This window comes from Citrobacter freundii ATCC 8090 = MTCC 1658 = NBRC 12681 (genome assembly GCF_011064845.1).
Classification (GTDB): domain Bacteria; phylum Pseudomonadota; class Gammaproteobacteria; order Enterobacterales; family Enterobacteriaceae; genus Citrobacter; species Citrobacter freundii.
This window is the reverse complement of the sequence record NZ_CP049015.1, coordinates 2,275,082-2,290,839: the sequence shown is the minus strand read 5'-3', so window position 1 is coordinate 2,290,839 and position 15,758 is coordinate 2,275,082. Positions and strand designations below refer to the sequence as shown.

Annotated in this window: 17 protein-coding genes; 12 read left to right on the top strand and 5 right to left on the bottom strand. The window is 50.6% G+C overall.

The genetic code is table 11. The annotated features are described in order from the left end of the window. Nucleotides 1–155 precede the first annotated feature (155 nt). Together G4551_RS11000 and sodB are read left to right on the top strand one after the other, a co-directional pair. On the top strand, nt 156–986 hold the full coding sequence (locus tag G4551_RS11000) for a C40 family peptidase (protein ID WP_003836450.1): 831 nt from the start codon (nt 156–158) through the stop codon (nt 984–986). A 127-nt stretch (nt 987–1,113) separates the two neighbouring features. Then, complete coding sequence (gene sodB / locus G4551_RS10995) at nt 1,114–1,695, top strand: superoxide dismutase [Fe] (protein WP_003029205.1); 582 nt, start codon at nt 1,114–1,116, stop codon at nt 1,693–1,695. Nucleotides 1,696–1,734: 39 nt separating this feature from the next. On the opposite strand, the gene G4551_RS10990 is transcribed toward sodB, so the two are convergent. Next, entirely contained in the window at nt 1,735–2,904 is a 1,170-nt protein-coding gene (locus G4551_RS10990; RefSeq protein ID WP_003836452.1) for an MFS transporter, read from the bottom strand. A 175-nt stretch (nt 2,905–3,079) separates the two neighbouring features. Further along, the gene (cydH, locus tag G4551_RS10985; RefSeq protein ID WP_003029209.1) at nt 3,080–3,169 is read right to left on the bottom strand and encodes a cytochrome bd-I accessory subunit CydH; all 90 of its coding nucleotides are present in this window, start codon (nt 3,167–3,169) and stop codon (nt 3,080–3,082) included. Nucleotides 3,170–3,466: 297 nt separating this feature from the next. Here cydH and purR point away from each other — a divergent pair, with 297 nt between their 5' ends. Next, nucleotides 3,467–4,492, top strand: coding sequence for an HTH-type transcriptional repressor PurR (gene purR / locus G4551_RS10980; protein ID WP_003029211.1), 1,026 nt, complete (start codon nt 3,467–3,469; stop codon nt 4,490–4,492). Here purR and punR read toward each other — a convergent pair. Further along, nucleotides 4,489–5,421 carry a DNA-binding transcriptional activator PunR gene (gene punR / locus G4551_RS10975; RefSeq protein WP_003836454.1) on the bottom strand — a complete coding sequence of 311 codons (933 nt, stop codon included), beginning with the start codon at nt 5,419–5,421 and terminating at the stop codon, nt 4,489–4,491. The two genes, purR and punR, sit on opposite strands and share 4 nt — an antisense overlap. 113 nt (nt 5,422–5,534) lie before the next feature. Between punR and punC the strand changes: the two genes are divergently transcribed. Beyond that, entirely contained in the window at nt 5,535–6,740 is a 1,206-nt protein-coding gene (gene punC, locus G4551_RS10970) for a purine nucleoside transporter PunC (RefSeq protein WP_003836456.1), read from the top strand. Nucleotides 6,741–7,030: 290 nt separating this feature from the next. Then, entirely contained in the window at nt 7,031–8,179 is a 1,149-nt protein-coding gene (gene cfa, locus G4551_RS10965) for a cyclopropane fatty acyl phospholipid synthase (RefSeq protein WP_003836458.1), read from the top strand. Nucleotides 8,180–8,220: 41 nt separating this feature from the next. On the opposite strand, the gene G4551_RS10960 is transcribed toward cfa, so the two are convergent. Then, on the bottom strand, nt 8,221–8,868 hold the full coding sequence (locus G4551_RS10960) for a riboflavin synthase (RefSeq protein WP_003029220.1): 648 nt from the start codon (nt 8,866–8,868) through the stop codon (nt 8,221–8,223). Between the two features lie 217 nt (nt 8,869–9,085). On the opposite strand from G4551_RS10960, the gene mdtK reads away from it, so the two are divergent. Beyond that, on the top strand, nt 9,086–10,459 hold the full coding sequence (gene mdtK, locus G4551_RS10955; RefSeq protein ID WP_003836464.1) for a multidrug efflux MATE transporter MdtK: 1,374 nt from the start codon (nt 9,086–9,088) through the stop codon (nt 10,457–10,459). Between the two features lie 39 nt (nt 10,460–10,498). Here the strand turns inward: mdtK and G4551_RS10950 are convergent, their stop codons facing one another. Continuing rightward, nucleotides 10,499–11,197, bottom strand: a complete 699-nt coding sequence (locus G4551_RS10950) for an RluA family pseudouridine synthase (RefSeq protein ID WP_003836466.1) — start codon at nt 11,195–11,197, stop codon at nt 10,499–10,501. A 129-nt stretch (nt 11,198–11,326) separates the two neighbouring features. On the opposite strand from G4551_RS10950, the gene G4551_RS10945 reads away from it, so the two are divergent. From G4551_RS10945 to G4551_RS10920, 6 genes are all read left to right on the top strand, one after another. Further along, nucleotides 11,327–12,118, top strand: coding sequence for a PhzF family phenazine biosynthesis protein (locus G4551_RS10945; RefSeq protein ID WP_003836468.1), 792 nt, complete (start codon nt 11,327–11,329; stop codon nt 12,116–12,118). Nucleotides 12,119–12,154: 36 nt separating this feature from the next. Continuing rightward, nucleotides 12,155–12,463, top strand: coding sequence for a monooxygenase (locus G4551_RS10940; protein ID WP_003836470.1), 309 nt, complete (start codon nt 12,155–12,157; stop codon nt 12,461–12,463). Between the two features lie 222 nt (nt 12,464–12,685). After that, nucleotides 12,686–13,081 (top strand): RidA family protein, encoded by a 396-nt coding sequence (locus tag G4551_RS10935; protein ID WP_003029233.1) that lies wholly within the window; start codon nt 12,686–12,688, stop codon nt 13,079–13,081. Between the two features lie 27 nt (nt 13,082–13,108). Continuing rightward, a complete protein-coding gene (locus G4551_RS10930; protein WP_003029236.1) occupies nt 13,109–14,077 on the top strand; it encodes a threo-3-hydroxy-L-aspartate ammonia-lyase in 969 nt (322 codons plus the stop codon). A gap of 127 nt (nt 14,078–14,204) precedes the next feature. Then, nucleotides 14,205–14,846 carry a helix-turn-helix transcriptional regulator gene (locus G4551_RS10925; protein ID WP_003029239.1) on the top strand — a complete coding sequence of 214 codons (642 nt, stop codon included), beginning with the start codon at nt 14,205–14,207 and terminating at the stop codon, nt 14,844–14,846. 409 nt (nt 14,847–15,255) lie between these two features. After that, nucleotides 15,256–15,750, top strand: a complete 495-nt coding sequence (locus tag G4551_RS10920) for a putative pterin-binding protein (RefSeq protein WP_003029241.1) — start codon at nt 15,256–15,258, stop codon at nt 15,748–15,750. Nucleotides 15,751–15,758: the final 8 nt, after the last annotated feature.

Here is a 15,758-nt window from a genome sequence, read left to right as displayed (position 1 = left end):
CCAACGTTAATTGATGTTTTTTTTTGCGGTCGGTTACGAAACATAGTTTTAAACAAAAAAAGCTATTAACTTTCCCTCTTTCTATAGATTAGAATCGTCAAGTTTTGAAAATCACACGCAGGCACGATAGACCTGCCTTACCAGAGGACTGCTCAGTGGCGCGGATAAACCGAATCTCGATCACGCTCTGTGCTTTACTTTTTACTACATTGCCCTTTACGCCTATGGCTCATGCTTCCAAGCAGGCCAGGACGACACCTACCAATTCTCACACCATCAAAACGGTAGATAAAAAGAAAAGCGCAACAACCAGCCAAAAAACAACAAAGACCAGCAAGAAAACGGCGACAAAAACCACCAATAAAACCAGCACCAAAACCGCTTCCTCTTCTAAAAAACGCACTGCCACTCCGGCAAAGTCGACTAAAACTGCAAATCGTCGTGGTAAAACTGCCGTAGCACAAACCGCAGCCGTTACCTGGACTGAAAAATGCACACCGCGCAAAGGTCATAAACCACGCTGCGTGAAGGTGAAAACCACTGCACCAACTACGCTTGCTGACGCCCATAAAGTGAAAGTGCAGAAAGCGACTAAAACCGCTATGTCCACCTTGATGAACCAAATCGGTAAACCTTATCGTTGGGGCGGCTCCTCGCCAAGAACCGGGTTTGACTGCAGCGGTCTGGTTTATTACGCCTATAAAGATCTGGTGAAGTTCCGCATTCCGCGTACCGCGAACGAAATGTATCATCTGCGTGATGCCGCACCGATTGAACGTGGCGAACTGAAAAATGGCGATCTGGTCTTCTTTCGTACCCAGGGTCGCGGAACAGCCGATCACGTCGGCGTCTACGTCGGAAACGGTAAGTTTATTCAGTCACCGCGTAGCGGGCAGGAAATTCAAATCACCTCTCTGAGCGAAGATTACTGGCAGCGCCACTATGTGGGCGCTCGTCGGGTAATGACGCCAAAAACAATTCGCTAAAAACTTACCCTACAGAACATGCTGTAGGGTAAGTTCTTCTTTTGCATAACCTTTCAATTTGCTACCCTATCCTTACTCACAATGAGGCTATTGTGTGTACTCAATATAAATAATAAGGAGAGAAGCAATGTCGTTTGAATTACCTGCATTACCGTATGCCAAAGATGCTCTGGCACCGCACATTTCTGCCGAAACGCTGGAATATCACTATGGCAAACACCATCAAACCTACGTGACCAATCTGAACAATCTGATTAAAGGCACGGCGTTTGAAGGCAAATCACTGGAAGAGATCGTTCGTAGCTCTGAAGGCGGTGTTTTCAATAACGCAGCACAAGTATGGAACCACACGTTCTACTGGAACTGCCTGGCACCAAACGCAGGTGGCGAACCAACCGGTAAACTGGCCGATGCAATTGCCGCCTCCTTTGGCAGCTTTGCAGATTTCAAAGCGCAGTTCACCGATGCCGCTATCAAAAACTTCGGTTCTGGCTGGACCTGGCTGGTTAAAGGAACTGATGGCAAACTGGCTATCGTCTCCACCTCCAACGCAGGTACTCCGCTGACTACCGACGCGACGCCGCTGATGACCGTTGACGTATGGGAACACGCCTACTACATCGACTATCGCAATGCCCGTCCTGGCTACCTGGAACATTTCTGGGCGCTGGTGAACTGGGAATTTGTTGCGAAGAACTTCGCAGCATAAAAAAGATAACGCAGAAGGGCTTCCTTCTGCGTTTTTGCATTAATTCGCGGTCGTGAAAGCCTCTTCTGGCTGTCTTCTTGCGGAAATAAACACCAGCAGCAGCGCAAGACCCGCCACAATCGCCCCCATCACTGGCACAAAACTGTAGCCTAGGCCGCCTGATATCACCGCCCCACCGGCCGCTGCACCCAGAGCGTTCCCCAGATTAAACGCGCCAATATTGACTGACGATGATATTCCAGGCGCTTCACTGGCAACGCGCATCACACGCATCTGCAACGGTGGAACGACCGCGAACGTCGCCGCGCCCCAGACCACCATACTGATCGCCGCACCCAGCTCATTACGCGCAAGGAAAGGAATGGCCAGCATAATAACCATCAGCAGCAGTAAAAAGCCTTTCAACGTACCGTTGACTGAACGGTCAGCAAACTTGCCACCAAAGTAGTTACCGATCGAGAAACCAATGCCTATCAACACCAGCATCCCGGTAACAAATGCCGGAGTGGCATGAGTGATAGTATGCAGAACTGGCGAGATGTAGGTATAAAGCGTGAACATCGCCCCAGCACCCAGTACAGTAGTCAGTAACGCCGACAACACCTGTGGGCGCATAAGTACCGCCAGTTCGCTGCGAACATCCGGGCGCTCTCCGGCTCCACCCTTGGGTAAGGAGAAGAACAGGCTGACCATAGCAATGACGCCCAGACCCGCAGTGGCCATAAATGACATGCGCCAACCGATGGTTTCACCAAGCCATGTCGCCGCCGGAACGCCACCAATATTGGCGATGGTTAACCCCATAAACATCGTTGCTACGGCGCTGGCCTGCTTATGTTTGGGTACAACACTGGCAGCAACCACTGAACCGAGACCAAAAAAGGCCCCATGGTTAAGACTGGTCAAAATACGCGATAGCATTAGCGTGGTGTAATCCGGCGAGATAGCCGAAAGCACATTACCCAGCGTGAAAATCGCCATCAGGAATATCAAAGCATTACGTCGCGCGCGATGAGACAGCAGCAATGTCATCAGCGGTGCACCTACCATCACACCTACCGCATAGGCGCTGATCAGCATGCCGGCCGCCGGAATCGAGACATCCACACCTTTGGCTATGACGGGCAATAATCCCATTGGCGAAAATTCGGTGGTGCCTATGCCAAACGCTCCGATCGCCAGCGCCAGTAAAGGATAATTGAGTTTCATATTGCGACTCCGTAACGTCGAGCCGTGGCGCGACATAAAATAAGAGTCAAAAGCATGACATTGATCGCAAAATTAATAAAGTTAACAAAATTGCAAAAGACTTTTGCTTATTCGCAAACAATAGAAGAGATAGACGAGCGGAAAGAGTGAGGGAGAGCTAACTCCCTCGGGGAAATCAATGCAGCGCTGCGGTCAGGCCACCCGCGACGATCAAACCCAGAACAATAATGGTAGTCACTAACGAAAATTTCAGATCGGTGCTCATCAAGTTTTCTCCTTTTTATTCCCACACAAAAAGTGATATTGCGCATTTTTACACACTTGAAAGCAAAAATCTCTCACGATTTATATTGATAACTGCTTTTAACTCTTCCCCTTTTCGTTAAGATCAGACAAAATTCCACGCTTACTTGATTAGCGTACCGGCCATTGACCCCTTCCTGACGTTCCGTGTCGTTTTCCCGGCGTGCCGCAACCCTTACGTTGCGCTAAGGGTGTGTAAAGGCAAACGTTTACCTGGAGTATTCTCAGGAGCTTAGGATATGGTCTGGAGTGAGATGTAATGGCAACAATTAAAGATGTAGCGAAGCGAGCAAACGTTTCCACTACAACCGTATCACACGTAATTAACAAGACGCGCTTTGTCGCGGAAGAAACGCGTAATGCTGTCTGGGCAGCGATCAAAGAACTGCACTATTCTCCGAGCGCAGTTGCCCGCAGCCTGAAGGTGAATCACACCAAGTCTATTGGCTTGCTGGCGACCAGCAGCGAAGCGGCCTATTTCGCAGAAATTATCGAAGCCGTGGAGAAAAACTGTTTCCAGAAAGGCTATACGCTGATTCTGGGTAACGCATGGAACAGTCTCGAAAAGCAGCAGGCCTATCTGTCGATGATGGCGCAAAAGCGCGTTGATGGTCTGCTGGTGATGTGTTCTGAGTATCCGGAGTCGCTGCTTTCGATGCTCGAAGAGTATCGCCATATTCCGATGGTCGTCATGGACTGGGGCGAAGCTAAAGCCGACTTTACCGATACGGTCATTGATAACGCCTTCGAAGGCGGTTACATGGCGGGTCGGTATCTGGTAGAACGCGGTCATCGTGAAATTGGCGTGATCCCAGGTCCAATGGAACGTAACACCGGGGCCGGGCGTCTGGCGGGCTTTATGAAAGCGATGGAAGAAGCGCTGATTAAAGTGCCTGATAACTGGATTGTCCAGGGCGATTTCGAGCCTGAGTCCGGCTATCGCGCCATGCAGCAAATTCTGTCGCAGTCGCATCGTCCGACCGCTGTCTTCTGCGGTGGCGATATTATGGCGATGGGTGCGCTGTGCGCCGCTGACGAAATGGGTCTGCGCGTGCCACAGGATGTCTCACTCATCGGCTACGACAACGTGCGCAACGCCCGCTTCTTCACGCCGGCCTTAACGACTATTCACCAGCCGAAGGATTCACTAGGTGAAACGGCCTTCAACATGCTGTTAGACCGTATCGTGAATAAACGTGAAGAGTCACAGTCTATCGAGGTGCATCCACGTCTGGTTGAGCGTCGCTCCGTTGCCGACGGTCCGTTCCGCGATTACCGCCGTTAAGCCTGTTGTGCGGGAGTCTCATCTGGCTCCCGCAGCCATTCCTTGTTCAACGTTTCACTATCCCCTAAATAGTCCAGCAGCCACCTCAATGCCGGTGACGTATCGTTCTGCTGCCATGTCAGACAGCATGCAGCATCAGGAAAGGGGTTCTCCAGTTGCAGCGCAACCCACTTGCCGCTATCGATCCACGGCTTGGCAAAATGCGTCGGTACCATGCCCACGCATAATCCCGCGGACAAACAGGTCGCAGAAGATTCCCAGTCGGGCACGACGACGCGTTTTTGGTTATCCAGCAGCCAGGTAATACGCTTTGGCAGCGTACGGGAGGTATCTTCGCGTACCAGTGACGGCCAGTTGCGCAACGTATCATCACTTAGCGGTCCGGGCATTGACGCCAGTGGATGATGGCTGGCTACCACGCAGCTCCAGCTCAGCATTCCCATATCGCGGAAGGTATAGCGTCCCCCTACCGGAATCGCCTGTGTGGCGCCGATGGCCAGCTCCACGCGTCCATCGGACAGCGCGTCCCATACGCCGTTAAACACTTCCTGAAAAACTAACAACTCCACATCATCAAAGTGACGGTAGAAATCCACGATCATCTGTCGGGTACGATCCGGGCGGACAATGTTATCGACTGCGATCGCCAGCTGCCCGCGCCAGCCGTTGGCAATTTGCTGGCATTGCTGGCGCGTGATCTGCATTTTTTTGATAACAGAGCGACCTTCTTTTAAAAACCATGCCCCGGCAGGCGTTAATTCCACATCCCGATGGCGTCGCTCAAAAAGTGGTACCGCCAGCCACTCTTCCAGTTGGCGCACAGTGTAGCTTACCGCCGAAGGTACACGGTGTAGCTCCTGTGCGGCTGAACTAAAGCTACCGTTACGCGCAACCGCATCAACCACTTCAAGTGAATATTCCGACCACATATTCTGCCTGCAAAAATTTTGAAATCAGTAAGCAAATATTAGCGTTTCACAGCGAGAATTACACTCACTACACTCAGCGGCATTGTTCTATTGCTAAAAAAAGAGAAATAATGATGCAACCTGGGAAAGGGTTTTTAGTCTGGCTAGCGGGCCTTAGCGTGCTCGGCTTTCTGGCAACAGATATGTATCTGCCCGCCTTCGCCGCAATTCAGTCCGATCTGCAAACGCCTGCATCTGCCGTCAGCGCTAGCCTGAGCTTGTTCTTAGCCGGTTTTGCCGTCGCACAACTGCTGTGGGGACCGCTCTCTGACCACTATGGTCGCAAGCCTATTTTGCTGCTGGGTTTATCTATTTTCGCACTGGGCAGTCTGGGCATGCTGTGGGTTGAAAACGCCACAGGCCTGCTGGTACTGCGATTTGTTCAGGCCGTTGGCGTCTGTGCAGCATCGGTTATCTGGCAAGCGCTGGTTACCGACTATTATCCTTCACAAAAAGTAAACCGCATCTTTGCCACCATTATGCCGCTGGTCGGGTTATCACCTGCCCTCGCCCCGTTATTAGGTAGTTGGATCCTGGTACATTTTTCCTGGCAGGCCATTTTTGCCACCCTATTCGCCATTACTCTGATTCTGATGCTTCCGGCGCTGCGTTTAAAGCCTACAGCTAAAGCACGCGATGACAGCCAGGATAAACTGACTTTCACCACCTTGCTGCGCTCGAAAACTTACCGTGGAAACGTGCTGATTTATGCCGCCTGTTCCGCGAGCTTTTTTGCATGGCTGACGGGTTCCCCGTTCATCCTTAGCGAAATGGGTTATAGCCCAGCGGTAATTGGTCTGAGCTATGTTCCGCAAACTATCGCCTTTTTAATCGGTGGTTACGGCTGTCGTGCTGCGCTGCAAAAATGGCAGGGTCGTCAGCTGCTGCCCTGGTTACTCATTCTGTATGCCTTCAGCGTTGTAGGCACCTGGGCGACCGGCTTTATTCATCATGTCGCATTGGCTGAAATCCTGATCCCATTCTGCGTTATGGCGATTGCGAACGGCGCAATCTACCCTATCGTTGTCGCGCAGGCATTACGCCCTTTCCCACAGGCCACTGGACGCGCTGCCGCATTGCAGAATACGCTGCAACTGGGTTTATGCTTCCTGGCAAGCCTTGTCGTTTCCTGGTTGATTGCTACCCCGCTGCTCACCACTACCAGCGTTATGCTGACCACGGTATTGCTGGCTGCTGTAGGTTACAAAATGCAATCGCAGAAAACTGACGCCCCGCAAACAGATGACCGCGCGCAAATTGCCCATGGAGAGTCTCACTAATAATTGTCGCGGGCAATTAATTAGCCCGCTAAGAATTATCGGTTGAATCGTCAAAAGTTCAGGCCTATACTGATTTCCGGATGTTAAAAAAACGATAATTTTTATGTGTTAGCGGGAACAAGAATGTTCCCGTATTCCCACGGATGGTCTTTTCGGCAAGGGTTCCTCCCTTCCTCTGTTCTACGTCGGATTATAGATTCACGGATTAATTCCGTGAGATTTCTCACAAAGCCCAAAAAAGCGTCTACGCTGTTTTAAGGTTCTGATCACCGACCAGTGATGGAGAAGCTATGAGTTCATCGTGTATAGAAGACGTCAGAGTACCGGATGATGACTGGTACCGCATCACCAATGAATTATTGAGCCGTGCAGGCATTACCATTAATGGCCCGGCACCGGCGGATATTCGCGTAAAGAACCCCGATTTTTTCAAACGAGTATTGCAGGAAGGATCGTTAGGGTTAGGTGAAAGTTATATGGATGGCTGGTGGGAATGCGACCGGCTGGATATGTTTTTTAGTAAAGTCCTACGCGCCGGTCTTGAAAACCAACTCCCCCGCCACTTCAAAGATACGTTACGAATTGCCGCTGCTCGCTTGTTCAATTTGCAGACCAAAAAGCGTGCATGGGTTGTCGGCAAAGAACATTACGATTTAGGCAACGATCTCTTTACTCGCATGCTGGACCCCTATATGCAGTATTCCTGCGCCTACTGGAAAGATGCCGATACCCTGGAATCTGCCCAGCAGGCGAAGCTAAAAATGATTGCTGAAAAGCTGCAGTTGAAGCCAGGGATGCGGGTGCTCGATATAGGCTGCGGCTGGGGCGGCTTATCCCAGTTTATGGCATCAGAATATGGCGTCAGCGTGGTGGGTGTAACCATTTCGGCAGAACAGCAGAAAATGGCGCAGTCACGGTGTGCGGGGCTTGATGTCACAATTTTGCTGCAGGATTATCGTGACCTGAATGACAAATTCGATCGTATTGTTTCCGTCGGCATGTTTGAGCATGTAGGGCCGAAAAACTACGCCACCTATTTTGACGTGGTCGATCGCAATTTAAAACCGGATGGTCTCTTTTTACTGCATAGCATCGGCTCCAAAAAGACCGACAATAACGTTGATCCGTGGATCAATAAATATATCTTCCCGAACGGCTGTTTACCATCAGTTCGCCAGATTGCCAACGCCAGCGAGCCACATTTTGTAATGGAAGACTGGCATAATTTTGGCGCGGATTACGACACGACGCTGATGGCCTGGCACGAACGTTTCATTAACTCCTGGCCTGAAATCGCCGATAACTATACCGAACGTTTCAAACGGATGTTCAGCTATTATCTGAACGCCTGTGCCGGAGCGTTTCGAGCTCGCGATATTCAGTTATGGCAGGTGGTATTTTCTCGCGGCGTTGAACACGGCCTGCGCGTTCCCCGTTAATCGTTATCGCCCCCGTATCAACGAGGGCTTAACTCTCAGGCTTAGGCTCCCGCTTCTCCCGTTATGTTGCTGATGGCGCTTTCACGCGCCGCCAGCACACGCTCAACAGTATCAACCACCGCCTGCGTTTGGGGATCGATTTCGATATTAACCCTTGCGCCCAGCTTTTTCTTGCCAAGCGTCGTACGCTCCAGCGTTTCCGGGATCAAGTGTACACAGAAACGCGTCGGCGTCACTTCACCGACCGTCAGACTGATACCGTCAATACCAATAAATCCTTTGTACAGGATATATTTCATCAGCGACGGGTCCTGGACTTTAAACCATACCTGGCGGTTATTCTCCGAGGTCAGAATTTTCGACACTTCGGCAGTGGTCATAATATGGCCCGACATTAAATGTCCGCCAATCTCATCACTGAATTTTGCCGCACGCTCAACGTTAACCAAATCACCGACCTTCAGTTCGCCCAGATTGGTGATACGCAGCGTTTCTTTCATCAGGTCAAAGCTTATCTGGTTCCCGTTAATTTCGGTGACCGTCAGGCAGCACCCATTGTGGGCAACCGATGCGCCGGTCTCCAGCGCATCCAGCATATATTCAGGCAACTCCACAACATGCGTACGAAAATTTGGTTTTTCATCAATGGACACCAATTTTGCGGTGCCCTGCACAATACCCGTAAACATACTCCCTACTCCTGAACTCAATTAAGACATCTCTGCACAGCACAATAGCAGGTGGAAATTCAGGTTGCCAGCAATGCGCCGCGCCTGCCTGTTTTTTCACTGGAGAATTACGTATTCCTCGCTACAATAGACTGAAATTTCCCCTGCTTTTTCTCCTTGCTGCCATATAAGGCGGCTTTTTTAGTCTCTCAAATAACAACAATATAGTGGTGTACACGTGCAAAAGTATGTAAGTGAAGCGCGTCAGTTATTAGCTCTGGCAATACCGGTGATTCTTGCGCAAATCGCTCAAACCGCAATGGGATTCGTTGATACCGTCATGGCGGGCGGATACAGCGCTACTGATATGGCGGCAGTCGCCATTGGTACCTCCATCTGGTTACCTGCCATTCTGTTTGGTCATGGACTACTGCTGGCTTTGACGCCTGTCATTGCGCAACTCAATGGTTCCGGACGCCGCGACCGTATCGCCCATCAAATACGTCAGGGATTCTGGCTGGCGGGCAGCGTCTCCGTGCTGATTATGGTTGTGCTATGGAACGCAGGGTACATTATTCGCTCCATGCATAACATTGACCCGGCGCTGGCGGATAAAGCCGTTGGCTACCTGCGTGCCTTGCTGTGGGGCGCTCCGGGGTATTTGTTCTTCCAGGTAGCCCGTAACCAGTGCGAAGGATTAGCCAAAACTAAACCAGCGATGGTGATGGGCTTTCTCGGCCTGCTGGTGAACATTCCGGTGAACTACGTATTCATTTATGGACATTTAGGCATGCCGGAACTGGGCGGCGTAGGCTGCGGCGTGGCTACGGCGGCTGTTTACTGGGTGATGTTTATCGCCATGCTCTCTTACATCAAACGTGCGCGCTCAATGCGCGATATCCGTAATGAGCGTGGTTTCCAGAAACCTGACACCGCAGTAATGAAGCGTCTGGTGCAACTGGGTTTACCTATCGCGCTGGCGTTATTTTTCGAGGTAACGCTGTTTGCGGTGGTCGCTCTGCTGGTTTCCCCGCTGGGGATTGTCGACGTGGCCGGACACCAGATCGCACTGAACTTCAGTTCGTTAATGTTCGTCCTGCCGATGTCTCTGGCTGCTGCCGTCACCATTCGTGTCGGTTATCGTCTGGGCCAGGGCTCCACGCTGGATGCACAAACTGCAGCCAGAACGGGTCTGGGTGTCGGTGTCTGCATGGCGGTCGTAACGGCGATTTTCACCGTGACATTCCGCGAGCATATTGCCCTGCTCTACAACAATAATCCGGAAGTCGTCGCCCTGGCCGCGCAGCTCATGTTACTGGCCGCGGTGTATCAAATATCGGACTCTATCCAGGTTATTGGCAGCGGGATCCTGCGTGGTTATAAAGATACGCGTTCCATTTTCTTTATAACCTTTACAGCCTACTGGGTGCTGGGTCTGCCGAGCGGCTATATTCTGGCGCTGACCGATCTGGTGGTTGACCGAATGGGGCCAGCAGGATTCTGGATGGGCTTTATTATCGGCCTGACCTCTGCGGCGGTGCTGATGATGCTGCGGATGCGCTTTCTGCAACGCCAGCCGTCAGCGGTTATATTGCAACGAGCTGCACGATAATGCCCAAATAGCCGCCGTCTGGCGGCTTTTTTTACATCCTCAGAACGGGCTGGCGTTTTGGGCGTTCATCCACGCTTCACTAATGGGATGCCTGAAATGCAGTTCACTGGCATGCAGCATCAGTCGCGGCACCCTTTCAGTGCCAGGCAGCAGACGCCCGCCATACAAATCACAGCCTAAAATCGGATGTCCCAACAGCTGACAGTGGATCCGCAGTTGGTGGGTCCGCCCGGTTTCAGGCATCAGTTGTACCCGCGTCAAGGGGAGCAACGCCCCCTTTTCCTGACGATGATAAAAGCGCTCGACAACCTGATAGCGCGAACGTGCGGGTTTGCCGTTGAGTGCACAAATTGACATTAATGGAAACAGCGACGGGTCTTTGGCAATCGCTGCATCGATAACTCCTTCGTCGTTTTCCAGATGCCCGCATAACAGCGCGCTGTACACCTTAGTGACCGTACGCTGGCTGAACTGCTGGCAAAGCGCAGCGTTGATAGCCTTGTTACGGGCGACCACCATCAGTCCAGAAGTGCCGAAATCAAGCCGATGTACCAGCGTGCAGCCAGGGTAAATCTGTACCAGCCGATGATGTACCGAATCGAGATTCTGCGGATTTTTGCCCGACAAGCTAAGTAACCCGCTGGGTTTATTGATTAGCACCAGATGCTCGTCCCGATAGAGGATCTCTATCTCGTCATGACAAGGCGGGGCAATAAAGGTATCGAGGATCGTAGACATCAGGCGGCCAGAATGAGGTGTGGGGACGGATGATAACGAATTTTCACCGCAGTGGCGAATCGGAGCGCTGACCCAATGGCTGGCATGGTAGAGTGTGATTTATCCTGAGTGCGATGAGAGGGTTATTCTGTGCAACAAATCGATTTTTACATGGTGGATGCTTTTACCACCACGACGTTTGGCGGTAATGCCGCAGCAGTCTGTCCGCTCACGGACTGGTTGCCCGATGAAACATTATTAAAGATGGCGCAGCAGCATAACCAGTCAGAAACCGCTTTTTTTGTCGCCAATGAAAATGGTTTTGAGCTGCGTTGGTTTACCACTCAGGGTGAAATCAATCTGTGTGGGCATGCCACGCTTGCCGCCGCGCATGTCATCTTTGAACATCTGGATTACCCGGATACAAAAATCCATTTTGCTACCCGCTTTGTGGGACCGCTGACGGTCACGCGCAGCGGTGCATGGCTGACGCTCGATTTTCCAGCCTGGCAAAGCGAATCTGCCATGCCGCCCACTTTACTGCTGGAAACATTAGGCATCACCGAATACAAGGAGATGCGCGTGGCACGCGATTACATGGTGGTGTTGGAAAATCAACAGCAGGTTGAGGCTGTTCGCCCAAACATCCACGCCATGCTTCCGCTGGGGAAAATGGTATGCATCACCGCGCCGGGTGACGGGGAATACGATTTTGTCAGCCGTTTCTTCTGCCCGGGTGAAGCCGTCGCGGAAGACCCGGTCACAGGCTCGGCACATAGCATGCTGATCCCTTACTGGGCTGCAAAACTGAATAAAACACAGATGCTGGCGCGCCAGGTCTCTGAGCGCGGCGGGGATTTACGCTGTCAGTTAGCAGGAACGCGTGTTTATATCAGTGGACAGGCAATAACTTATCTGACCGGTAAAGTGCTGCTGCGCTAGCAGCCTTACCCGAAATAACCAATCCATGGAGGATTTATGTCGAACAAACTCGTGCAGATACACTTTGATTTTCATGGTCCGTTTGGGGCTGAGATGTCGAGTCAGCTCGTTGAACTGGCCGAATCAATCAACCAGGAGCCGGGGTTCATCTGGAAAATCTGGACCGAGAACGAAGCAAATCACGAAGCGGGTGGCATCTACCTGTTCCGGGACGAAGACACCGCTCAGGCCTATATCAAAAAGCATACCGCCCGTCTGAAGCATCTGGGTGTGGAAGACGTGACGTTCAAAATCTTCGATATCAATGAACCGTTAACTAAAATTAACCACGGTCACATCGGCTAGTATTTTGCCTTAGACGCCCCGCCCGGGGCGTTTCTTCACTCTCCTGCCTTCCCCTCTTCGTTCCTACCCAGGTTAGCTATTTACGTTAGCCACATTTGCAATAGTTCACAAAATCATCACCCGCGAAAATTATCTCTAGCCGAATGTGGCATAAAGGCGTATAAAATAATACAAATCGTATTATTTTATACAAAATGAATCATCAGCTACTGGAGGTTTATTATGTCCGCGGACATTACACTGAACTCATCTGCTGGAAGCTTCCCGCCAGCAGGTCATTACTCGCACAGTACAACGGCTGGCGGTTTCGTCTTCATTTCCGGGCAATTGCCGGTCACTTTCGACGGTGAGAAAAAAGCGGATGCCTCTTTTGAAGATCAAACCCGGCTGGTGCTACAGAATATTGATGCTTGTCTGGCAGGTGCTGGAGTTTCCCGCCAGCATCTGGTGTCAGTTCGCGTATATGTGACGGATATGAATCAGTGGCCGACGTTTAACAAAATCTATGGGGAGTGGATCGGTGATTTCCGTCCATCCCGTGCAGTAGCCGGTGTTGCGGAACTTCATTATGGTTTTGCGCTGGAAGTTGAAGCTATGGCGCTGGCCCCGCAAGCGTGACATTTAACAACATACAGGTGAACAACAATGACTGAAATGACACTGCCTGATTATAACGATGTTGCCGCTGCGGCAGAGCGCATCGCAGATTATGCTAACAAAACGCCGGTGATGACATCCCGAACGGTTAATGAAGAATTTGGCGCGGAAGTCTTCTTTAAGTGCGAAAACTTCCAGAGAATGGGTGCCTTCAAATTTCGCGGCGCTATGAATGCGCTACGCCAGTTCACACCACAACAACGTGCTGCGGGTGTCGTGACGTTTTCTTCCGGTAACCATGCGCAGGCCATTGCACTGTCGGCAAAATTATTGGGGATTCCAGCAACAATTATCATGCCGCATGATGCTCCGGTAGCTAAAGTTGCAGCAACAAAAGGCTATGGCGGAAAAGTGGTAACTTACGATCGCTATACTGAAGATCGTGAAAAAATTGGTCGGGACCTGGCAGAGAAACAGGGGTTAACGCTGATCCCCCCTTACGACCATCCGCACGTGATTGCAGGCCAGGGCACCGCCACAAAAGAGCTGATTGAAGAAGTGGGTCAGTTAGACGCCCTTTTCGTTTGTCTGGGCGGTGGCGGCCTGCTCTCAGGATCCGCTCTGGCGGCCAGACATCTGTCTCCTGACTGCATCGTCTATGGTGTTGAACCTGAGGCGGGTAACGATGGTCAACAGTCGTTTCGTAGCGGAAAAATTGTTCATATCGATACGCCCAAAACCATTGCTGACGGTGCTCAGACCCAACATCTCGGGAACTATACGTTTCAGATTATCCAGCAAAACGTGAACGATATTCTGACGGTTTCAGACGCTGAATTAATCACCTCAATGAAATTTATCGCTGAACGCATGAAAATCGTCGTAGAACCGACCGGGTGTTTGGGTTTTGCTGCCGCCAGAGCGCGCAAAGCTGAACTTCGCGGCAAAAAAGTCGGCATTATCATCAGCGGCGGAAACGTGGATATCAGCCGCTACAGTGAATTTCTGGCCGGATGATAAACAGGGTATCTGTCATGCAGATACCCTAATGTTACTGTCTGTACATTGCCGTCTGGAAAAACGATCCCAGGTCACTGTAAACTGCTCGCAATCATGGCAACAGGCATCACCGCAGGAGACTGGCATGCCAAAAACCGACAATAACTCGCTTCTCAGCCAAATTGATACTATCGCCAGGGGATTGAGTGAGACCTTCTCTCCGTTTTGCGAAGTGGTGGTTCATGACCTCAAAAATCCTGAACATGCCATTTTATCCATCCATAATAATCTGTCCGGACGTCAACCCGGCCAGCCAGCAACCGAGCTTGGCCTGGCGAGAATCGCATCGCCTGACTTTCCCAGCATCATTGCGAACTACAGTAATCAGTTTGCCGATGGTCGCCCGGTGAAAAGTACCTCAATTGGCATCAAGGACGAAGAAGGCAGATACGTAGCAGCTCTCTGTCTGAATGTAGATATGACACTGTTTCGTGGTATGCAGAGTGCTCTTGCGCGTTTTACTGAAACCGAAAACTCCCCCATTAAGGAACATATCGATCCCGGCAGTAACGAAGTCATCCGCCAGCGTATTGATGACTTTGCCGCTAAACGCGCTACGACGGCCCGAGCCCTTAAACCTCAAGACCGTAAGCTGCTGATTCAACAATTACGCCAGGACGGTTTGCTCAACGTACGCAAATCTATGGATACGGTGGCGCAGCATCTGGGCGTATCGAGGGCCACCGCCTACCTGTATGCCCGCCAGTCAGTTCAGGCGGGTGAATAAACGGGTTCTGTTGAACCGCACCAGCCGCAGTATAAAAAGTCTGTTCTTGATTACCGACACGAAGCGCTCCCGCTATACTTTGGCCCGCTTCGTATCCGATATAGCCATCAACCAGTAAACAACGCCCGCCGCAGGGAAAAAAATAAACCTTTATTTTCGTAGGTATTTATTGGCACTGGGTCAATAAATGATTTATTTTTGTACATACATAGTGAGATTACGTTTTCCTCAAATAACACCATCAGCATTGATTAAACATCATAATAAAACAAACAAAATCTAACCCATTGATTTAGAGGAATAAAAATAAAGTTGATTTTATTGCGTCAATAATACCTATGCAATATATATAAATAGAGTGATATCTAAATTATAATTCTTTTACATCCGGCTGATTGGTGAGGTAAGAATGCGGTTAATCGTCATGTTAGTAAGCTTTGTGCTCACCACCCAGCTCTGGGCGGGTGAACTTCCCCAGCCTTCCGGTACAGTTCTTTTGACGCTGTCCGGTAATATTGAAAATACAAATGCAGACGGGAAAGCCGTTTTTGATACCGCCAGCCTTGAGAAGCTGGGCATGGTCAGTTTCCAGACCACCTCCCCCTGGTATAATGGACGCACTACCTTTACGGGTATTCCACTACAAAAGCTCATGGATTACGTCGGCGCGAGCGGCTCGGTTGTAAAGGTCACTGCGCTCAATGACTACACCACCGTAATCCCTCTCAGTGATTTCAAAAAATACAATGCCATCCTTGCGTTAAAAATCAACGGAAAATATATGCGCATCCGTGATAAAGGTCCTTTATTCATTGTGTACCCCTATGACAGCATGCCGGAACTGAATAATCAGATTTATTATTCAAGGTCTGCATGGCAGGTCAGTAGTATGGATATTGAGTAAACGTTCAG